Raw genomic sequence first — 20634 nt, forward strand, 5'->3', positions numbered from 1 at the left:
TTCAGTCAAAGTAGGGGATTATATTGAGTTTACTCATATAGAGGGAGAAGCACAGAAGGAAAAGACCCGTGCCACACTTACTAATCTTGAGAATAGTAAACAGGAATTTGTAGGCAAGAAAAAAACATATCAAGTTACTCCTACAGGATTATTAATAAAATAGATAAAAAGGATGTCTAAAAAAATAGTGTTTTTTAGACATCCTTTTTTATTATTAAAAAACGTTAATTATTAATAGTGATGTAGGATGAATTCTATAGCCCCACTAACTATTATATATACTCAAAAAATCAAGTTATAGCTAATGTTCCAAGGATTGACACATCTATTCTTAGTTAATCATGTTATACTTTTCACAAATGAAATGCTACAATATCAAATCCTAGTTTTATGACATCCTTCTGTTGCCACAGTTTATAAAAGGTCAATTCCAATGGGATTGACTTTTTATAGTTGTAGCACAAAGTTATAGACGCCCATATTTATTATAAGATAAATGTTGTAATTTCACGTACCTCATTTATGAATGTATAAATAATTACAATAAATATTATTCTATATGTAGCTTTGCGATATGTAACTGTTAAATAGATAATATTTAACCTTCTCGTGATATTTTAAATTAAGGTTAAAAGAAAGGAACGTAAAATAAAGTAATTCGTTAATATATAAGGATATTAATAATAATTTGTGGGAAATTGAAGAACTAAGGTATATGNNCATATACCTTAGTTCTTCAAAATTATTTCAAAAGGAGGTTATAAACAATGAAAAGAATTATAACACTGAGCACTTGTAAACTGCAAGATACTATAAAACATGGTGGGTGTGGTGCATGTCAGACATCTTGTCAGTCTGCTTGTAAAACCTCATGTGGAGTTGCAAATCAAAAGTGTGAAAATACAATAAATAGGAAACAAGAAGTATAGTATTCAATTATATTTTATTTAGGTGGCAATCTTTATGAAAAAGGAGTTTGGTTATCCAGTATGATTCATCAATATAAATTAAATGGATACAATATCGTGTTAGATACTTATAGCGGATCCGTACATGTCGTTGACGATCTTGCTTATGAAATAATTATGCTATATCAGAATACTCCTATGGAAGAAATCCTGTCAATAATGCAGGAAAAGTATAAATATGATTTCCACGTTTCCAAGAAGGAAATTCGAGAAACAATTGCGGATATTGAAGAACTAAAAAGAGATGGGAAGCTTTTTACCGAAGATGATTATAGGGACCTTTCAATTGATTTGATAAATCGTCCCACTTATGTAAAAGCTCTTTGCCTTAATGTAGCGCATACATGTAATCTGTCGTGTGAATACTGCTTTGCTAGCCAAGGAAAATACAATGGAAATAGAGCCATAATGAGTTTTGAAGTTGGAAAAAGAGCCATAGATTTTCTATTAGAAAACTCAGGTAATCATCGAAATCTCGATGTTGATTTTTTTGGTGGGGAGCCACTCATGGCGTGGAAAACTGTCAAACAGATTGTCGCCTATGCAAGAAATAAAGAAAAAGAGTACAAAAAAACTTTTCGTTTTACCTTTACTACAAATGGTATGCTGCTTAATGATGAAATTACTGAATTCTTAAATCAAGAAATGCACAATGTTGTATTAAGCCTTGATGGAAGAAAAAAAGTTCATGATTATCTTCGTAAAACTGTCAATGGGAAAGGTAGCTATAATCATATCGTTCCAAAGTTCCAGGAGTTTGTTGAGAAGCGTGGAGATAAAGAATACTATGTACGTGGAACCTATACCCATAATAATGTTGATTTTACCAATGATATTTATCACATCGCTGACTTAGGTTTTAACAAAATCTCAATGGAACCTGTTATCTGTAATCCCCAAGAACCATATGCGCTCTGTGAAGAAGACCTGCTGGAAATTTACAATCAGTATGAAATTCTCTCGAAAGAAATGCTAAACCGTGAGGAAAAAGGAAATGGTTTTACATTTTATCATTACATGCTCGACCTTTCAGAAGGTCCGTGCGTTCAAAAGAGAATTTCTGGTTGCGGTTCTGGGACTGAATATCTAGCTATTACCCCGTGGGGGGAGATATTTCCTTGTCATCAGTTTGTGGGAGAAGAAGAATATAGTATGGGGAATATATGGGATGGCATTACAAAAGCAGAGATACAGTCTCAGTTTAAGGAAAGTAATTGCTATTCAAAACCGGAATGTCAGGAATGTTGGGCACAGCTTTACTGTAGTGGCGGTTGTCCAGCTAATACAATACATGCAACGGGTTCTCTTAAGGGAACACATGAGTTCAGCTGTAAAATCTTCCGAAAGAGAATAGAGTGTTCTATGATGGTTAAAGTAGTTCAATCCATTAGAGCTATGAAGAAGGAAGAGCAAGGCATGGTTCAGTAAATAAAAAAGTGCACAAGTGTTGTTATAGCATAAATTTATAAAGATAGTTACAAACAAGAATTCTTTAGTCCAATTTAGAATAAATGAGTTTAAAAGAAGATAGCCATTTGTAATGGCTGTCTTCTTTTGTAAAAAATATATAATTTATTCAATTATTTTTTCGATAACAGGCATAACAGCGATTGGTGGAATAGAGTGAGTCCATCCTACGGAAAATATATTTAGTTTTTCACCTACGCTATAGTTATCCTTGCTAGTAATAGGAACACGTAAAATTTTATTCTGAGAAGCTAATTCCCACCAATTATTTTGATAAGAAAGTGCCTCCTCTTTTGTATTAGTGTCAGCTACAACTAAATAATTATCATCTGCTGAAATAACATATCCAGTAAAAGGTATCTGTATTCTTACTTGTTCTTCCTTAATAGGAGTAGGATTACTTATAGAATCTGCGGAAGTAGGAGTTAATCCGAAAACTAATCCACATCCTAGCGTCAGAGTGGTAACCACTGTTACTAATTTTTGTTTTTTTGAAAACATAATATAAATCCCCCTTATATTTTATCCGTACACCATCACCTTTCTATTTTTTATATAGAAAGCCTTTTTATATCCCTAAATTTAACAATTATGTCACAAATAATCCATTGTTTTTTCAAATGGGTATTATTTAAAGATAATATATGTTATAATTCACCAAATTAACTATTAATTTTACCTCTATTTTCTAGTGAATATATATTTTTGAAAAGAATGATAGCGCTATCTTTTGTGAATGTTCCTATTTGCATGATTACCTAATTTTTATGTACAATAAAGAAAAGAGAGTTTCTTAGACAGGAAGAGGAAAGTCATGACCAAGTCATTAGTAAATTTACGAATTGATTTTGCTTTTAAGCAATTATTTGGGACAAGTGGTAGTGAGGATATTCTTATCACATTTTTAAATGCCATGCTAAAGAATTCATTAGAATCACCTATTATGTCACTACAATTAGAGGATCCACATTTACATCGAGAACACGAGGATGATAAATTATCAATTTTAGATGTCTCAGCCACATTAGACACAGGTACTAAAGTAAACGTAGAAATTCAGCTGAATAATAATCACGACATGATTAAACGAAGTTTGTATTACTGGGGTAAATTATATACTTCACAGTTACAAAAAGGGATGCCTTACAGCTCTCTTAGTAAAACAATTACTATTAATTTGTTAAACTTCGTACTTTTTCCCGAATATGAGGAATTTCATACAACGGGAAAGCTATGGAATGTACAACAGCAAAAGCAGTTTAGTGATGATATAGAGATTCATGTTATAGAGCTTCCTAAACTAATGGAACAATGGCGGGAAGAGAAAGTTAATCCGTGGGAAGATTCATTTGTTCGTTGGCTGTTATTACTTCCGGCAAATGAAGATGAACACTTAACTCAAACATTGGAGGACATTGCGATGAATCAAGATCCGATTTTACAAAAAGCAATGAATAAGTGGGAGCGAATGAGTCAAGATTCGACATTCCGACAAGCCTATGAAGCGAGGGAAAAAACCCTAATGGATGAAGCTGCAAAGTTTGCTCACGCAGAGGAGCAAGGAATCAAAAAAGGTATTGAAAAGGGTATTGAAGAAGGCAAAAAAGCCGAACGTATACAATTGGTATGTGGTATGTATAAAAACGGAATGTCTGTAGAGGATATTGCCAAATTTACGAAGTTACCTATAGAAGAAATAAGAGAAATTATCCAATTATAAATAAAAAAGAACACCTACAGCATTTGTAGGTGTTCTTTTTTATGACCAATAATGTCCGGAGTATAATTATTAGTTGATGTATCGTCAGGAAAATAAGAATTTACAACATTAAATATCTTTTAAAAAACTTACATGGATTCTACCTTAAATACATGCTCTATATTCCATCATAATATTGTTAATAATTGTTTGGACGGGCAATATCTCTTTGACTTCATTTACTCGTGCACCTGCGAAAACAAGACCATTTTCACAATCACCATCCATAGAGGTTATCAAAGAATCTAGCGTGCAGAAACGATAAGAACAGTTTTTTAAGCAATTTATACACTTTTTTATTTTTATCTTTTTATTATTATCAGCTATTAATTTAGTAAAGTTATTTTTAACCGCACGACCTTGGAGCCCGACAGTTGTTTTGACTAATATGGTATCTTCTAATCGAGCATTTATATATTTTTCCTTAAAGGATAGTGGTGCGTCACACTCATTACTTGCAACGAATCTTGTACCCATTTGCACACCAGATGCACCCATTTTTAAGGCATGAGCAATATCTTTCCCAGTCATAATTCCTCCAGCAGCAATTACGGGAATTTCGACTGCTGCAACTACTTCCGGTAATATATCGAATAAAGGTCGATCGGTACCCAGATGTCCTCCTGCTTCATGCCCCTCTACTACAACAGCGGCCGCACCCAAGCGTTCAGATAATCTAGCGAGTTTGGCTGAGGATACTATTGAAATAACTGGTATGCCGGCATTTTTCCCCCAAGTATACATATCTCGTGAAATGCCAGCACCAGATATGATGAAATCAACTTTTTCCTCAATGGCTGCTTTCATTTTTTCAGCAAAATCATTCATTGCAAAAAGGACATTTACTCCAATATAACCAGTATTCCGAATCTTTTCTTTCGCCTTCCTAATATGCATTCTCATTTCATCTATGGAAATACCAGTTCCTGATATAATCCCAATTCCTCCAGCATTTGCAACTGCAGATGCAAGTTTACTTAATGAAATGCCTACGCCCATTCCTCCCTGTAGAATTGGGACCTTTGGCATCATATGCCCGATTTTTAATTGTGGAAAGTTCAAGTAAATACCCCATTTCATTAATGTTATTAGAGTAGATCTGTTAAACCCCTTCAGTTTAACACGGTGTTTGGAACAAACACAGGAAATTAATACCTACTACTAGTAGTTTGTGATGTTTTTTGGTGATTTTCACAAAATGTTCGAATAGTGCGCTATAAATTTTAGAATAATATCAAATGTATATTAAGGCTTCTGGATAAAAAACAACGAAATTTAGATTTTCTAACAAAAAATGTTATTAAATAATTGATTTGTCAAAAATGAAGTGGGATGTAATCATTAATTATTTTAAGCGGGGATATGAACAGAGCTAAATAGAAGTTTATATGCTTTTTAATAAAAGTAATTTTTGTATTATAAGTGTTAAATAATCAATAGTTGTAAAGGAAAAAATCTATGTTTTTAGTAATCTACACGATTGGATTAGAGACAATTAGATGTGTAGTACATTCTAGAAGTTTTAAATATCAATATTCCAAAAATCTTGATAATCAATATGCTTATCAAATTTTTTTAGTATTCTAATGATTTTAGTTGCAGATGTTAAAGTGGGAATACGATCCTTTTTATTTGCTAAATCACTTATCAGAGATTTACTTAATCCAGTCCTTTGTACAAGCCATTGTTGTTTGATTCCTCTGTGATCTAAATACTCACCAAATGGAGTTCTTTTTTTTCCTAGACCAAACATAAAGAATCCCTCCTAATTAAGAATGATGTATAAATAGCTTGTACAAAATTCCATAAATTTAAACTTTTGTCCATAAATATGGAATTATAATTTAGAATAAAGCATAGAATAATATAAATAAAATGAAAAAATATGGAATAATTTTGAGGAATCTAGCATTCATAGTAATAGCTACAAGTTGCTGATACACTATCCTAATGGCAACTTGTTGCAAAGGGTATTACTAAAATAAAAAAATCTGAAACTCCTTACGTCAGAAGGATTTTCAGATTTTTTCTTTTTTAGATCTTTAATTTATAGATACGTATTTTATAGATTATTATGCATAATATGGCGAATGAGTAGAATGGATTATCTGCTTATATAGCTTGATCGACCTTGTCACTAAGCATATAAATCTGTTTTAGATATGATGAAAGGAAATACTGACAAAAAATGTGAAATCTGAAATCAGTCATATCTGGTCCAGTATACTCACCACTTTCTACCCAGCTGTTAAGTTATCAGTTTGTAGTGAAAAAAGTACAGTCGGCCAGTTTGTGTAACAAAAAATATTTCTATCCCGTCTACAAATGGTTTATTAATATACAATTCAGGGATCATACTTATATTACAAACACTATGAATACTTTTTTGTTTCATAAATTCTCTTCCGTTAATACACTTGCAAGTGTATTATTTTGGATCTTTATGTGTCAAATGAATAATGTTTTTATCTGAATTTTCTTCACCATATTATGTTTGGGTTGCCATACCCAACATAATATGAAAAATCTCAATCTCATTTTTATAGGATGAAATGAGATTGAGACTCTTTTGATGTTTATTTGCTGGATAATGGAATGGTAACTAAAAATTCTACGCCTTGTTTGGTATTATTTATAGAATATGTGATAAAAAGGGACTCGAAAACTTGTTTTACAATATATAAACCTAAGCCACTCCCTCCCGTATTTCGATTTCTTGACTTTTCGATTCGATAAAATGGTTTGAAAATATGTTGTATATCTTCTTCTTTTATTTTGACACCTGTATTGATAACTCGCATTTGGACGTTGTTTTGTTTAGAATCCTTTGTTAACTTTATATAGACTTTTTCGTTATACGGTGAATACATAATCGCATTATGAATGATGTTTTTACATGCTTTTTCTAAAAGAACATAATCCGTATAAACAAAAATATCAGAATCGACTTCTTTTATTATTTGAATGCCTTTTTGAGAAGCAAAAAATTCGAGTTTTTTGGCAATTGTATCTATTGATCTCGAAAGATTTACTTCTTCCACTTGAAGTTTAAAGGTATGTTGTTCTAATTTTGACATGCTTAAAATTTCGCGAACCAGTTGTTCCAGACTTTCAATTATTTGATAATTTTTCTTTAAATACTGGTCACGATTTTGATAAGGGCCGATATTATATATCATCCCTTCTAAGTATCCTTTCATAACAGTAAGAGGAGTTTTTAATTCATGTGCTACAATAGCAAAGAATTCCCTTCGCTTTGTTTCTAGTTCTCTTTCTTTTTCAATATCACTTTTTAATTGCTGATTCGCTTTTTGTAAATCAAAAATTGCCTGTTGTAAATTTATAGACATATCATTCAAGCTATTGGACAATTCCCCTAATTCATCCATAGAACGAACTTCAATTTTTTCGGAGAAATCCAATTTTGCCATCTTTTGTGCACCTTTATTAATATAAATAAGTGGTTTAGTAATAAACCTTGAATAGAGATAAGCACTTCCTAAACCAATAACCAGTACAATGATACTAATATAGGGTAGAAAACGTACTAAGACCTGTGAAGCTTCATCAATCGGCTGAAATGTTGCGAACACCACAAGCGTTAAGTTAACATCTTGGAATTGTATTGGCTTGCTAACCTCATATGAATTACGAGGATTATCTAAACTCCTTGCTGGTACTGTTTTAACAAAACCTTTTGCTTGAGTACCGCCTTGAATAGTACCCTCTTGAATAGTACTTTGAAGAAAAGCAATAGAAGGAGAATAAATAAGTCTTCCCTCATTATTTTGAAGGTAGATCACCGCATTATTTTTTTGTGCGTATTCATCAACAAGTGGTATTGCATTTTGAAGCGTAAGATTTTTAGATTTATCAATTATTTCTTCGATTCCCGTTTGAAGCTGATCTGTTTTGTATTGCTCATAAAATTTAGGGAGAAAGAAGTATAAAGTTACATAAATCAAGGTTGCAAAGGCTAACAAAATGAGGGATGTAGTCATAAAGAGTTTATAGGTAATTCTCTTCATCTTCATGATTTTTACAATCTTATTCATCAATTTTATAACCAATGCCCTTTACTGTTTTAATATAGGGTATATCTAATTTTTTTCGTATGTTTTTCATATGTGTATCAATCATTCGTGTGTCCCCGGCATACTCATATCCCCAAATTTTTTCTACGATATTATCTCTTGTGAGTACCTTTTTTTCATTTTGAAGTAGTAGTTGCAAAATTTCAAATTCTTTTGTCGTTAAGGGAACTTCAACTTTATTTACATATACTTTATATGCATCGCCATCGACATGTAGTTCTCTAAATACAAAATGATTATCCGTACTTTGATTATTACTTCTTCTCAGTACTGCTTCGACTCGTCTCATCAAAACATGGAAAGAAAAAGGTTTCGTAATATAATCATCGATTCCAAGATCAAATCCTTTCATTTGATCTTGTTCTTCTTCTAGCGCAGTTAGCATAATAATTGGTATATTTGACTGACTTCGAATCATTTTGGCAACTTCAAATCCATTCAGGTTTGGCATCATCACATCTAGAAGAATTAAATCGAAGGACTGCTTATTAAATTGTTTCATGCCCTCTAATCCATCTGATGCAACTATAACTTTATACTGTTGTGTCATTAAAAATTGTTTGATTAATTCTTGTATTTCTTGATCATCTTCTACCACCAGAATGTGATAGTTCTTCATAATATCACCTCTTGTAGTCATTATAACCTTCCAAACTGGAGTTGATGTGGAGACGTATTAGAAATACTATAAAAACTTCATAAGAAAACTACATGTATTTCAAATTAGCTCTAGATGCATGAGATAGTTTATATACATAGCAAGACAGAGGGAGGTAATCAAGATGTCACTAGAAGCAAACATCATTCTTTCTTTATTAGATGTACAACTGTGGATGGCCCCTCATTCGAATAATAGACGCATAAAAGAGAAAAAACAAAAATTGAAACCAGCACCGGGCTTAAACAAATACACAAGTGTAAATAAAAGAAAACTATATAAGTCTAGTGAACAAAAATAGGGAGGATTAAATTGATTCTCTCTATTTTTGTATTCCATAATTAGGTACTGAAAATCTTTACTATAACTCTAGATTAGCTCCATATAGAATACAGATTAAGTTTGTATGATACATGTACCAAATAGAAAGGAATGATACATGATGTTGACGACTTACACAATCTATCAAATTTTATCCCTTCCTTCTTATTTACACACAAACCTATTACCATCCATTCTCACGAGAATGCTAGAATCTAAGTTTATAACAAAAGAATAAATAAGCTAATGGATGTTTATTGTCCCTTGTTTCCACTTTTTGCAAAACACCTGTATAAACATGTATCCTACTTTGTACATTGAATACTCTATTTGTTGAGAGCCGAATAGGCTCTTTTTTTAGAGACAAGCTCGAAGTGGGTTTGAATATCGTTATACATATATTCATAGGAAATTTCAAATATAATGTTACCCCTACGAAAAAACAGTTGATTTATGTTTAAACATGCCTAAAGGTGAAATTTTCTTTTTTTGAAATGGTGATTCTTAAATGTTACATTCATACATCGTATTTCAAATATTAAGATAAAAACATTCAATTGTAAATTAAAGGAGAAAGGGATGTTCACAATGGGACACTATGATACAAATCAAACAGAAAGCAATAGGAATAAAGTCTATAAAAAAACAGGGTATTTTTTCACAGGAATAATTAGTGCAGTGATTGGTGCAATTACCATTGGATTGACCACTCCTTATATAAATGAAATCAAAGGAAGTGCAGGTCAATCTTCTAAGCATAACGAAGTAAATCAGGCTACGCCAATCTCTTACAAACCAGAAGATGTGAGCAATCCTCAAAATATGATTGAATCTGCAAAAGAAGTTGTCGTAGGTGTCATTAACTATAAACAAAATGCAGGTTCATTTAATATGCAAAATCAATCAGAAGAAGCTGGTTCGGGATCAGGGGTCATATATAAAAAAAACGGCAATAAGGCTTTCATTGTTACAAATAATCATGTGATAGACGGTGCGAATAAAGTAGAAGTGAAATTGAATAATGGTAAAAAGGTTCAAGCTAAAGTAGTAGGGACAGATCCATTATTAGATTTAGCAGTATTAGAAATTGACGGGGCAGATGTAAAAAGAGTTGCAACACTTGGAGACTCAGAAAAAATTCGTACAGGGGAAACGGTAATAGCTATTGGGAATCCATTGGGGTTAGAAGGTAGTGTAACAAAGGGGATTATTAGTAGTAAGGAACGAGAAATACCTGTTAGTACTCTTGGAGATCAACAAGTTGATTGGCAAGCACAGGTAATTCAAACAGATGCAGCTATTAATCCTGGGAATAGTGGAGGAGCTTTGTTTAATGAACAGGGTGAAGTCATTGGAATTAATTCAAGTAAAATTGCACAACAAGCTGTTGAAGGAATTGGATTTGCAATTCCAATTCATATAGCCAAAACGATCCTAGAGTCTCTTGAGAAAGATGGAACAGTTAAACGTCCGATGATGGGTGTACAGTTATTAGATGTGGAGAAAATGACAGATTCTGCACGCAATCAATTAAAATTACCAAAAGAGATATCAAATGGTGCAGTATTGAGGAATATCTCATACCAATCACCAGCAGAAAAAGGTGGATTGCAACAATATGATGTTGTGATTGCATTAGATGGACAAAAAATAGAAAATGTCGTTCAATTCCGAAAATATTTATATAAAAAGAAAAAATTGGGGAATACAATTAAAGTAACAGTTTATCGAAATGGTGAAAAACTAATAAAAAACGTGAAATTAGCGGATTAAACAAGTGCCGCTTAAAAATATAGCCACCTTTCGGTGGTTTTTTTATATGTGCTTTTTGTGTGGGTACTAGATATATCAGAGGTGGTAAACGTCATGAAGCAAAAAGAATGTCTACATTGGTATTCCATGGAGGAGGCTAATTTTTCTAGCGATAGTATCTCATCTTGTACTGTAGGGGTCATAAATAAAGGGAGTTATCCCGTGTTTGTATTCCTTCCTCAAGTTAATTGGTTGGTGACTAATATTTTATACCTATTATTATTCCGTTTGTCCTCATTCCACATTAAATGGACTGACTCTTTACCAATGTTCAAAATCGATTACATATTTTAATTTGTGTTCCAGCTTTTCTTGACTATATTAACGAATCACTACATATGCACTCCAGATAAGCCCTAATATCTTTAGATAATCTACTGAATATCTTCATATAAACTCCAGATAGTGTATTTAGAATAACAACTATCAAGGAGGTTAGGAAAAATGAATTTTATAAAACGCGCAATTCTCAGTATGAAAAAAAGAATAGGAACATCATTAATTTTGATGGCGGTCTTTCTGATTGTTACAAATTTAGTGTTGGCAGGATTTGCAATCCAAAATGCATCAAAAAAAGCTGCGGATGCAGCAAGAAAAAAATTAGGTGCAGATGTCACTTTAGGTCTTGATTTTGATAAATTAGGTCAACAAGCTAGGGAAACTGGAGAGATGCCTAAACCACCAAAGCTCAACACAAAAGAAGCAGATCAATTAGCGAAGTCCAAGTATGTAAAAGATTATAATTACATAACCAATACTTTCGGAATTTCGGATGGATTTAAACTAGTAGGTGCTTCAGAAGGAGAAGACGAAGGAAAAGGTAGAGTTGGAATGGTGGCAGCAGCGGGTGGATCAGGTTCGGGCTCAGAAATAGATATGAATTCTTCCCTTATAATAGAAGGAGTTCGTAAAACTGTATTACAAGAAAGTTTTAAAAATGGAAAAAGTAAAATCATTGATGGGAAACCAATTACAGAAAAGATGAAAGATCAGAATGTAACTTTAATGGAAAAACGATTAGCGGAACAAAACAATTTGAAAGTAGGAGATAAGATTAAAATTCAATCAGGGGATAAGAAGCAAACTCTTGAATTTGAAATTATTGGTATTTATGAAACGAATGAGCAACCAATGGGTCAGCATGCCCCTCCTATGATGGATCCAGCTAATAAGCTATATATGCCTTACTCTACTTTAAAAAAGTTAGAAGTAGATGAAGGTATGAGTAGTATTCAAGTTGTGTACTTATTGAACGACCCACAATACATTGATGCATTTAAAAAAGAAGCAAAAAAATCTGATATTGATTTTAATTATTTTAAGTTAGATGCACATGATTCATTGTACAAACAAATGATTGGTCCTATCGAAAATATCGCTTCTACTTCTCAAATGATTATCTATATGGTATCTATTGCAGGTGCAATTATCTTAGGATTAATTATTATGTTATCGATTAAAGCACGTCGTAAGGAAATGGGAATTTTATTGTCCATTGGAGAGAAAAAATGGAAACTGATGGCGCAGTTCGTAGTAGAAGTAGTATGTATCGCTATTTTAGCATTTGGATTATCTCTAACAACAGGAGCTAAAGTTTCTCAATTCGTAGGGGATAATTTACTTTCGAGTGAAGTTGCTACAGCAGGAGAAGAAACAGACACTTCACAAAATGGAACTGTAATGGTGGCTGGACCAGGCGGAACTGTACAAAATCAAAAAGAGGATCCAATAGATAAAATTAATGTAAGTGTAACAGGAGAAGACGTAGGAAAAATGGGAGGGATTGGACTAGCTATTGCTATATTAGCAACGCTTCTTCCGGCATTATCTATTCTACGCTTAAATCCAAAACAAATCCTTTTAAAAGATGAATAAGGAGGCTCGATATGGAGACGATTTTACAATTTAAAAACTTAGATTATTATTATGAAAGTAACGGAAAAAAAGTAAAGATACTAGATAATGTTAATTTTTCTTTTCAAAAAGGGCATTTCTACACGATTTTAGGACCATCTGGATCTGGTAAAACCACCACGCTTAGCTTAGGTTGTGGGCTGGATATACCTAAAAATGGTTATGTACTGTATAATGGCAAGGATATTAGAAAAATTGGTTTGGATCGATACCGTAATCAAAATGTATCCGTAATTTTCCAATCCTATAATTTAATTACCTATATGACTGCCATTCAGAATGTACTAACGGCAATGGAAATTACAGGTGTAAAGGTAAAAAATAAAAAAGCAAGAGCATTAGAATTATTAGAGAAGGTAGGACTCACAGAAGTAGAAGCGAAACGAAATATCTTACAACTAAGCGGTGGACAACAACAACGTGTAGCAATTGCCCGAGCATTATCTTGTAATGTTGATTTATTGATTGCGGATGAGCCGACAGGAAACCTTGATGAAGAAACAGCAAATGACATTATTGATTTGTTCCAGGAGCTCGCTCATCAAGAAAATAAATGTGTAATTGTTGTAACGCATTCACAGGAAGTTGCAAAAAAATCGGATCGAGCTGTTTATTTAAGTCAGAAAAAATTAGCAGTGAAAGATGCACCTAGCATCTAAAAAAGAAATACCACGACTAGAAGAGTGTGTACGGTATGGGAATCGTGAAAATGATAAATAACTAGTTAATTATTTTCCGAAAAAATATATGATTAATTTAAAAAGGAATGGAGATAAAAATCTCCATTCCTTTTTAGATAGATAATTAAACCTTATTTAACAGCCTCTTTTAAAGCTTTTCCAGCTTTAAATCCAGGTACTTTTCCTCCTGGGATATGCATTTCTTCGCCCGTTTGGGGATTGCGCCCAGTACGTGCAGAACGCTTACGTACTTCAAATGTACCAAATCCAATTAACTGTACGGATTCCTCTTTTTGAAGAGATTGTGTAATTTGATCTAGGATAGCTTGTACAGATGCAGTAGCCTCTTTTTTAGTAAGTGATGTTTTCTCAGATATTTGGTTAATTAGTTCGGTTTTATTCATTATGAACCTCCATTAAATAATATTTGTTAATTTAATTTTATAGTATAGTAGGTTTTCAAGAAAGGGCAAATTTTATATAAATATAATATTAAAAAGTTGAAGATACTCTTACAGTTTTGTATAGGGGTATTAGGTGTTTTTACCTTGAAATCTATACTATATAAATAGTTACATAAGGGGAATTGTATTGTAGAGAAGATACAGGCACCCATTTGTAAAATTATAAAATGAAATAAAAATTAATTAATTGAAGTAGTATCACCTTACTATAAATTTAAAGGTAAATAGACTCAAACGAAAAAATTCACACCTTTTAATTAAAAGTATGAGAATTTTTTGTTTTGGGTTCTTAAAATTTTTAAGTCAATGATTAAACGTCGGAAATTGAGTCATATATTAGATTTCTCAGCAATATTAAAAATATATGGCGTAAAGATTAAAAAGAAACCCAATATCACCATCAAAGAATTTAATGAAAATAAAGAAGAATCGTTAATCAAAGATGATCCAAAAATAATTACAAAAGTCATACCAGTTCCACGCAAAATAGATTTAAAAGAAAAAGAATTTGTCATCATTTCAAATGATTTCAATTGCAAATCTTCAATTGATTTAACTACTTTGGTTTTCATGTTTAATCCTTCTTTCTAAAAAATAGGGTATATACTATATTTATTGTATTCCTGGGTATTTTTAAATTCAAATTTTTAAGGAATTCAATTTTGTATAACAAATCAGTAGGTATTAGGAAGCGGGGTAAGTTGCTTTATCTGTAGGAGGGAACTGAAAGGTATATATTTTCTTTAATTTAATAATTTAGCTTTTTAGAAAAAGAAGAACGCTTTCTATTAACTAAATTCCCCTAATTTCGGTTTGCTTGATAGTAATAGAAATTTCTCATTAATATGGGGAAGAGATTTTGGCTTTCTTGTATGAAAAGAACTTTGGATTGATATATATAACTGGCTTATTCCTATTTTTTAATTAAGGACTATCTAAGTTTTATTAACTTGATGGCAAACGGCTGTCGCCATATTTTTATCCAACTAACTAGAACAGGTTATCTTGCAAAGAAAAAGGAAAGAATGGGCATAGCTAATTAAAGTATAATGATTTACTTAAAACATATGGGGATGTTTTATTAGGGTGATATTAAATAAGATTGACAAATATAGACTACAAATGTANNTACATTTGTAGTCTATATTTATTTAATAATAAACCTATTTTAAGTAATTTATTCCAATGTTAAAATAGGGGTTGAAAATTTAAGATTACAAATGTAGTATCGATATTAGGATTACATTTGTAATCAAAGGAAGGAGGAAATTGGAAACGTGAAAAAAATACCTAAGATATCTGAAGCTGAGTTAGAAGTAATGAAAGTCCTTTGGTCAAAATCTCCACAAACGGCTAATGAAATAATTCAAGCTCTTGAAGGACAAATGGATTGGAATCCAAAAACGGTTAGAACATTAATTAATAGGTTAGTGAAAAAACAAGTAATTTTTTCTCAGCAGAAAATAGGAAGAACGTATATGTATGGCCCTTTAATCTCACAAGATGATTATTTACAAGTAGAAACTAAATCTTTTATTAAACGTTTTTATGGTGCTGCTTTAAAACCTTTACTTGTTAATTTTTTACAAGAAGAAAAGTTATCTTCCAAAGAGATCGATGAGCTCAAACGTATTCTAGATGATAAAAATAAAAATAATCAAAAGGAGGGAGAATAATTGTAATGGATATGTTAATACATACGTATCTCTCTACTCTTTTTGATTGGCTACTAGAAACTACCATTATGGCCAGTATATTGGTAGGTTTTATCTTATGTGTCAAAGTTCTACTAAGGAATCAATTAACAGCAAGATGGCATTACGCATTGTGGCTAATTCTGATTGTAAGATTAATTTTACCTTGGTCACCCGATAGTTCTTATAGCTTATACTCCATACTTTCACATGGATATGTAACTTCTACTTCTCTAATTCAGAAGGAAGCGAATGTTTCTGGTTTAAAAGTAATGAATGAACCTGCAAAGTATGCTGTTAATTCGAATGATTCCAATAAACCATTGGTTGAATCGAGTTCCAAAGAAAAAGAAAAGGTTGCCAAACACATATCTATGTATGAAATCTGTTTATATGTATGGATACTAGGTGTTTTTTGTTTAGGGGCTTTAACACTAATTGCAAATAGACGTTTATATTTATACATACAAAAGCAATCAATTATAACAGATGAAAGGATTTTAAATATTTTTGAGGGTTGTAAAGAAACGATGTCTATAAAAGAAGATATTCCTTTACAATTAGCCGGCAAGATTGCTAGTCCGACACTCCTTGGATTTAGAAAACCTAGAATATTATTATGTGAGCAGCATATACAACGATTAAATGATAATCAGATACGGTTTATTTTCTATCATGAATTAGCTCATTTTAAACGTAGAGATGTTGGGGTTAATTGGCTTATGCATCATCTGCTTATACTAAATTGGTTTAATCCAATCCTTTGGTATGCCTATTATTCAATGCGCGAAGATCAAGAAATTGCATGTGATGCATTGGCTCTTACCTTTATTGATTCGGAAGAAAGAATCGAATACGGGCATACAATCATTACATTATTAGAACACTATTCAAATTATTATCAAATGCCTAGTTTAGCAAATCTAAGTAAAAATAAAAAAGCATTAAAAAGGAGAATTCTTATGATAAAAAAATTTAATAAAAAATCGTATCGTTGGTCAGCTTTAGGATTGACAGCTGTATTAGGTATATCTACTTTTTCTTTAATGAATGCAAATGCTGAGGAGTTTAAGGGCGAATCACAGGCTACAAAAAATAAAATTGAACAAGCCGCTAAACCTGAAGAAATGACTAAGCTTGAAAAGAGTAAGGCAGAAGAAGCCGCAAAACAATCAGAGATGGACAAACTTGAGCAAAGTAAAAAGAACACAGAGATCTCTGAAGCAGCAGTACTTAAACTTACCGAAAAACAAAAGCAAGATCTTAAATCTAAAGGACTTCCAGTGAAGCAAACTTCTAAAGAATCTGAAGTTACGGGGCTTATGTTAGTTTCTCTAGTGAAACCTATTGATAATGGAGATGGAACAGGATTTCAGCCAGACCATGTTGGAGAAGTTGATATAATTCACAAAGATGAATATAAAAACAAATATGGTAAAGAAGATTATGTAGCATTCGCTGCATGGGAATAAGTCTAGTTATATTACCAATACTCTAAGATGAATTTATGATTATAATTAATAGAAAGCGTCATTCTTTTTATAGAAATCTATAGAAAGGATGGCGCTTTTATTAAAAAATGAATAGCATTTGTTTGCTAAAGAACTTCGGAAAGATATATTTATCCATCAAGAAATATTTGGCAAGCGTATCAAAATATTAATTTTATAGGCACAAGTTCATAGAATACCAAAAATTGGCTTGATGGGCGTAGTAAGGCAGGTTCTACTTTCGTTTGTTAGATATCTCATAGAATTTTATACTAAATAGAATAAAAGCATTTTTATCTTAATATGAATTGTTTCTAAAAATAAAAAAGAATCTAGTGGCATTTCTAGATTCTTTTTTATTGTTGCCTTTAATATAGCATACCTGGAGAGAATGCTATATTGATACATAAGGTAATTGAACTTCTTAAGCCGACGGAGGGATAAAGAAATCCTTTAAAAAATTTAATTGGTAATAGCATATACTTTTACTGTAAATGGGTGATTCACACCAATTGGATTTGCGATATAATATTTAGAATTTGTATCTGCTGCAGTCCTGGACTCATTTGAAATATTGCTCCAACTAACACGATCTAGACCCAGAGAAACATCGACCATAATATTGAAAGAGATACTGTCAGAAGTCTCTCCCTGGGTAGGCTCAATAATCCATTTTAAACCGATTGTCCCTGGGGGTAAATTATTTATACTAAAGTTTTGGCTGGATCGGTTCTTTTCTCCAGGCAATGGCTTAGAGTCAGAAGAAATGTGGGAAATTAATATCTCTTTTTCATTAACGTTTATCCCATTTAATTTAATGATACTATCTATTAAACCTGGACCTGGAAAATCAGCTGCAATCATACCAGAATGTCTGATACCACCTTGTAGTATGAAATCTGTCCCCATTGTATTCATTCCACCATAAAATACTTGACCATTTGTATCACGAGGGAAGTCTTTCCATTCATTTGTTGTGTTTTTTTGAATTAACTGTGGGTTACTACCAGTATCTCGATTTTCCTTTCCACTTGCAACAAACCAAGGATAATAATTATTCCATAATGCTGTAGCGCCACCTGTACCACTAAAATGGTTGAGATAGATATGATTATTGTTAGAGTCGTTATTTGCCTTTAGAAGCTGGTTTTTTACTGCACTCCATTTCTCATACATTCCATCCGGTCCAGCGCTAATTTCAAAATTATCTTGGATATTTAATGATTCATAATTAATTCCGTATTCTTCAGATGCTGCGAAGTTTTGTAGTATTACAATTTTTCCGCGGATATCTCCTAACTTAGGGTTATTTCTTTCTGAAAATGGTACAGAATTAGGTTCCCAAAAATAGGACACATTACGGTCTTTATAACTTTTAAATATCTCCTCGAATGACAGTGAGCCGTTCTCTGGATCAGTTTCCTCTTTTAAGCGCATTAAAATTGTTTCTTGAGGGTTTTCTCTTAAAAATTGGATTGTTTCTTTTAATACATCTTCAAACATTGCTTTTTGATTTACAATACCATGCTGCATGGCAAAAGAATTTTTCACACGTTTAACACGCATGTCTACATAACGTATTCCTGCATTGAACTGCTGAGATAGGGGCATTGTTTGATTTCTTGTCAAATTCTCATCAATAAAACTCGCTCCATGTAAAGCCATTGAACCATGAGTACCTGGAATAGATAATTCGCTTATTCTTTTTGTATCTTCCAATTTTGACATCCAGTTTGGATTTCGATAACCTAAATCAGACTCATAGGAATAACCTGGATGTCTATCAGCAAATACTATTGAAGCTGTACATAAACTCGCTAGTGTAAAACAAGTAAGAATCCCGAATTTTAAATGTTTTTTTATCTTTATTTTCTTCATTATATCTCTCCTGATTTTAAACAGATTAGTCTTATATAATAATTTAGGTGCTTTTACCATATGCATAAAGTCCAGCATGAGAATAATAGAGCTTATTAATTTGAAGATTTAGTTTTTATAAATAGTTCCAAATTTATAATAGGTACCAATGGGTTTATAAAGTCAAATAAGGTAATATATTAGCTACCATCAGAGTTACTATTGTCATTTACCTTAAAATATTGTGTTAGCTTTAAAATTTAGAGAGGAATATTTTCATTTAGATTTGCTCAAAAGCCATCGTACACTGGGAACATAAGTTTTGAAATGTAATCATACAAGGATGGGAAGGCCAAAATAATCAAGTGCAAGTTTAGTGAAATGATGACAAAGTATATTATCATACTTCATGTACTTTATAGGGCATACAATTCAAATCTAATATTATACAAAGAAAACAGAAGTCTTAAACTAGACGTCTGTTTTCCGAATTACAATGAATCGCTGAAATTAGTAAGATCTACATGATTCTTAATTTTAATTAACATAGATTTTTATTTGTTAAGAACCTATGTGGCAAAATTATATGCATTCTATATCTGAGATCAAAAGACTTTTGGGGAGAGTCTCACTTGTATTAATGCATTAAAGTTAGAAATATATTTGTTACATATAATATCATTTTAGAAAAACTTACGAATAATACTTCTCTGTAATCCTAAATAATGCCTATAAGCTTATTTCTCATTAAAGCTTAAACTAACTGCAGTAGCAATAGATTGTCCTGCATGTTCCCAACTACCATCGATAACTTTACCAAGTTGTTGACCGAGTGAATTTAAATCATTTGGATTAACAGGAATTCCGTTATATGCAGCAAGAATTGATAAAAGTGGAGCTACAATTGGTGTCCAGCCGCCTCTATCAATATGAAATTCGAATCCGGTTACCTCACCATCTTTTTTTGTGAATTTATAGTAAAGTTGATCATCTGGACGGAAGCTTAAATGATGAGAGATTTGTCCGTATACATCTTTACCAGCTGCACCTCGATCCACAACTTCAATTTCTTTTACATTAAATTCATGCTCAAATACTTTTATTTTTTTTACTTCGGGACCATTTAATGCAGCTTGAACAGCCGTTTCTAGATTACTTTGTGCAAACGGTTGAATACTAACTTGTGATTCCTGTTGTTGGATAGGAGCAACTGTCTCAGCAGCAAATACTGATGTTGTAGGTAATGCACCTGTAGCTAATGTTGCAGCCAGAGCAGTTGCTGTAATGATTTTCTTTTTCATAATTTTACTTCCTCCTTTTTAATGTATGATAATAAACTATAAATTACTGACAGATAAATTATTTCTATACATATATAGAAAAACATTATTGTGGGTAATGGAAGTTAGACTGACAGATAATTTATATGATAATAGTATCAATATGCATTTGATTT

At 32.0% G+C, this 20634-nt stretch carries 18 protein-coding genes and 1 pseudogene; 10 read left to right on the forward strand and 9 right to left on the reverse strand.

Going from position 1 to position 20634, the window contains the following annotated elements; all coding sequences use genetic code 11:
* From CN409_RS32875 to scfB, 3 genes and pseudogenes are all read left to right on the forward strand, one after another.
* A pseudogene (locus CN409_RS32875) lies at positions 1 to 163 on the forward strand (putative mucin/carbohydrate-binding domain-containing protein); the annotation flags it as partial.
* Between the two features lie 604 nt (positions 164 to 767).
* Positions 768 to 929 carry a six-cysteine ranthipeptide SCIFF gene (gene scfA / locus CN409_RS27635; RefSeq protein ID WP_000821353.1) on the forward strand — a complete coding sequence of 54 codons (162 nt, stop codon included), beginning with the start codon at positions 768 to 770 and terminating at the stop codon, positions 927 to 929.
* A gap of 60 nt (positions 930 to 989) precedes the next feature.
* Positions 990 to 2396: a thioether cross-link-forming SCIFF peptide maturase gene (scfB, locus tag CN409_RS27640; RefSeq protein ID WP_097982124.1), complete on the forward strand. Its 1407-nt coding sequence runs from the start codon at positions 990 to 992 to the stop codon at positions 2394 to 2396.
* Between the two features lie 144 nt (positions 2397 to 2540).
* Here scfB and CN409_RS27645 read toward each other — a convergent pair whose 3' ends face one another.
* Positions 2541 to 2936, reverse strand: a complete 396-nt coding sequence (locus CN409_RS27645) for a DUF3221 domain-containing protein (RefSeq protein ID WP_000491774.1) — start codon at positions 2934 to 2936, stop codon at positions 2541 to 2543.
* Positions 2937 to 3249: 313 nt separating this feature from the next.
* Between CN409_RS27645 and CN409_RS27650 the strand changes: the two genes are divergently transcribed.
* The gene (locus CN409_RS27650; protein ID WP_000167466.1) at positions 3250 to 4155 is read left to right on the forward strand and encodes an Rpn family recombination-promoting nuclease/putative transposase; all 906 of its coding nucleotides are present in this window, start codon (positions 3250 to 3252) and stop codon (positions 4153 to 4155) included.
* 144 nt (positions 4156 to 4299) lie between these two features.
* On the opposite strand, the gene CN409_RS27655 is transcribed toward CN409_RS27650, so the two are convergent.
* From CN409_RS27655 to CN409_RS27670, 4 genes are all read right to left on the reverse strand, one after another.
* Positions 4300 to 5274: an NAD(P)H-dependent flavin oxidoreductase gene (locus CN409_RS27655; RefSeq protein ID WP_000871007.1), complete on the reverse strand. Its 975-nt coding sequence runs from the start codon at positions 5272 to 5274 to the stop codon at positions 4300 to 4302.
* A 442-nt stretch (positions 5275 to 5716) separates the two neighbouring features.
* Positions 5717 to 5947 carry a helix-turn-helix domain-containing protein gene (locus CN409_RS27660; protein WP_000467334.1) on the reverse strand — a complete coding sequence of 77 codons (231 nt, stop codon included), beginning with the start codon at positions 5945 to 5947 and terminating at the stop codon, positions 5717 to 5719.
* A gap of 823 nt (positions 5948 to 6770) precedes the next feature.
* Positions 6771 to 8228 (reverse strand): sensor histidine kinase, encoded by a 1458-nt coding sequence (locus tag CN409_RS27665; RefSeq protein WP_097982129.1) that lies wholly within the window; start codon positions 8226 to 8228, stop codon positions 6771 to 6773.
* Positions 8229 to 8241: 13 nt separating this feature from the next.
* Positions 8242 to 8907 carry a response regulator transcription factor gene (locus CN409_RS27670; protein WP_000800734.1) on the reverse strand — a complete coding sequence of 222 codons (666 nt, stop codon included), beginning with the start codon at positions 8905 to 8907 and terminating at the stop codon, positions 8242 to 8244.
* Between the two features lie 163 nt (positions 8908 to 9070).
* Between CN409_RS27670 and CN409_RS32065 the strand changes: the two genes are divergently transcribed.
* The 4 genes from CN409_RS32065 (at position 9071) to CN409_RS27690 (ending at position 13652) form a co-directional block, all read left to right on the forward strand.
* A complete protein-coding gene (locus tag CN409_RS32065) occupies positions 9071 to 9247 on the forward strand; it encodes a hypothetical protein (protein WP_000050958.1) in 177 nt (58 codons plus the stop codon).
* Between the two features lie 599 nt (positions 9248 to 9846).
* Positions 9847 to 11040 carry a S1C family serine protease gene (locus CN409_RS27675; RefSeq protein WP_097982122.1) on the forward strand — a complete coding sequence of 398 codons (1194 nt, stop codon included), beginning with the start codon at positions 9847 to 9849 and terminating at the stop codon, positions 11038 to 11040.
* 483 nt (positions 11041 to 11523) lie between these two features.
* Positions 11524 to 12954, forward strand: coding sequence for an ABC transporter permease (locus CN409_RS27685; RefSeq protein ID WP_001009326.1), 1431 nt, complete (start codon positions 11524 to 11526; stop codon positions 12952 to 12954).
* 11 nt (positions 12955 to 12965) lie between these two features.
* A complete protein-coding gene (locus CN409_RS27690) occupies positions 12966 to 13652 on the forward strand; it encodes an ABC transporter ATP-binding protein (RefSeq protein WP_000447831.1) in 687 nt (228 codons plus the stop codon).
* A gap of 152 nt (positions 13653 to 13804) precedes the next feature.
* Here the strand turns inward: CN409_RS27690 and CN409_RS27695 are convergent, their stop codons facing one another.
* Together CN409_RS27695 and CN409_RS27700 are read right to left on the reverse strand one after the other, a co-directional pair.
* Positions 13805 to 14077, reverse strand: coding sequence for an HU family DNA-binding protein (locus CN409_RS27695; RefSeq protein WP_097982121.1), 273 nt, complete (start codon positions 14075 to 14077; stop codon positions 13805 to 13807).
* Between the two features lie 389 nt (positions 14078 to 14466).
* A complete protein-coding gene (locus CN409_RS27700; protein WP_000853266.1) occupies positions 14467 to 14709 on the reverse strand; it encodes a hypothetical protein in 243 nt (80 codons plus the stop codon).
* Between the two features lie 705 nt (positions 14710 to 15414).
* Between CN409_RS27700 and CN409_RS27705 the strand changes: the two genes are divergently transcribed.
* On the forward strand, positions 15415 to 15813 hold the full coding sequence (locus tag CN409_RS27705) for a BlaI/MecI/CopY family transcriptional regulator (RefSeq protein WP_029443199.1): 399 nt from the start codon (positions 15415 to 15417) through the stop codon (positions 15811 to 15813).
* 11 nt (positions 15814 to 15824) lie between these two features.
* Complete coding sequence (locus CN409_RS27710) at positions 15825 to 17303, forward strand: M56 family metallopeptidase (RefSeq protein WP_097982127.1); 1479 nt, start codon at positions 15825 to 15827, stop codon at positions 17301 to 17303.
* Positions 17304 to 17783: 480 nt separating this feature from the next.
* Here the strand turns inward: CN409_RS27710 and CN409_RS27715 are convergent, their stop codons facing one another.
* Positions 17784 to 19199, reverse strand: a complete 1416-nt coding sequence (locus tag CN409_RS27715) for a phosphatidylinositol-specific phospholipase C (protein ID WP_097982119.1) — start codon at positions 19197 to 19199, stop codon at positions 17784 to 17786.
* Between the two features lie 716 nt (positions 19200 to 19915).
* A complete protein-coding gene (locus CN409_RS27720) occupies positions 19916 to 20479 on the reverse strand; it encodes a hypothetical protein (RefSeq protein ID WP_000726947.1) in 564 nt (187 codons plus the stop codon).
* Positions 20480 to 20634: the final 155 nt, after the last annotated feature.

Source organism: Bacillus sp. AFS012607, assembly GCF_002558005.1.
GTDB lineage: Bacteria > Bacillota > Bacilli > Bacillales > Bacillaceae_G > Bacillus_A > Bacillus_A thuringiensis_S.

What these genes read in the sequence shown, in the direction of transcription:
- scfA (WP_000821353.1), top strand. Translation starts at nt 768, where the DNA reads ATGAAAAGAATTATAACACTGAGCACTTGTAAACTGCAAGATACTATA.
- scfB (WP_097982124.1), top strand. Translation starts at nt 990, where the DNA reads ATGATTCATCAATATAAATTAAATGGATACAATATCGTGTTAGATACT.
- CN409_RS27645 (WP_000491774.1), bottom strand. Translation starts at nt 2,936, where the DNA reads ATGTTTTCAAAAAAACAAAAATTAGTAACAGTGGTTACCACTCTGACG.
- CN409_RS27650 (WP_000167466.1), top strand. Translation starts at nt 3,250, where the DNA reads ATGACCAAGTCATTAGTAAATTTACGAATTGATTTTGCTTTTAAGCAA.
- CN409_RS27655 (WP_000871007.1), bottom strand. Translation starts at nt 5,274, where the DNA reads ATGAAATGGGGTATTTACTTGAACTTTCCACAATTAAAAATCGGGCAT.
- CN409_RS27660 (WP_000467334.1), bottom strand. Translation starts at nt 5,947, where the DNA reads ATGTTTGGTCTAGGAAAAAAAAGAACTCCATTTGGTGAGTATTTAGAT.
- CN409_RS27665 (WP_097982129.1), bottom strand. Translation starts at nt 8,228, where the DNA reads ATGAAGATGAAGAGAATTACCTATAAACTCTTTATGACTACATCCCTC.
- CN409_RS27670 (WP_000800734.1), bottom strand. Translation starts at nt 8,907, where the DNA reads ATGAAGAACTATCACATTCTGGTGGTAGAAGATGATCAAGAAATACAA.
- CN409_RS32065 (WP_000050958.1), top strand. Translation starts at nt 9,071, where the DNA reads ATGTCACTAGAAGCAAACATCATTCTTTCTTTATTAGATGTACAACTG.
- CN409_RS27675 (WP_097982122.1), top strand. Translation starts at nt 9,847, where the DNA reads ATGTTCACAATGGGACACTATGATACAAATCAAACAGAAAGCAATAGG.
- CN409_RS27685 (WP_001009326.1), top strand. Translation starts at nt 11,524, where the DNA reads ATGAATTTTATAAAACGCGCAATTCTCAGTATGAAAAAAAGAATAGGA.
- CN409_RS27690 (WP_000447831.1), top strand. Translation starts at nt 12,966, where the DNA reads ATGGAGACGATTTTACAATTTAAAAACTTAGATTATTATTATGAAAGT.
- CN409_RS27695 (WP_097982121.1), bottom strand. Translation starts at nt 14,077, where the DNA reads ATGAATAAAACCGAACTAATTAACCAAATATCTGAGAAAACATCACTT.
- CN409_RS27700 (WP_000853266.1), bottom strand. Translation starts at nt 14,709, where the DNA reads ATGAAAACCAAAGTAGTTAAATCAATTGAAGATTTGCAATTGAAATCA.
- CN409_RS27710 (WP_097982127.1), top strand. Translation starts at nt 15,825, where the DNA reads ATGTTAATACATACGTATCTCTCTACTCTTTTTGATTGGCTACTAGAA.
- CN409_RS27715 (WP_097982119.1), bottom strand. Translation starts at nt 19,199, where the DNA reads ATGAAGAAAATAAAGATAAAAAAACATTTAAAATTCGGGATTCTTACT.
- CN409_RS27720 (WP_000726947.1), bottom strand. Translation starts at nt 20,479, where the DNA reads ATGAAAAAGAAAATCATTACAGCAACTGCTCTGGCTGCAACATTAGCT.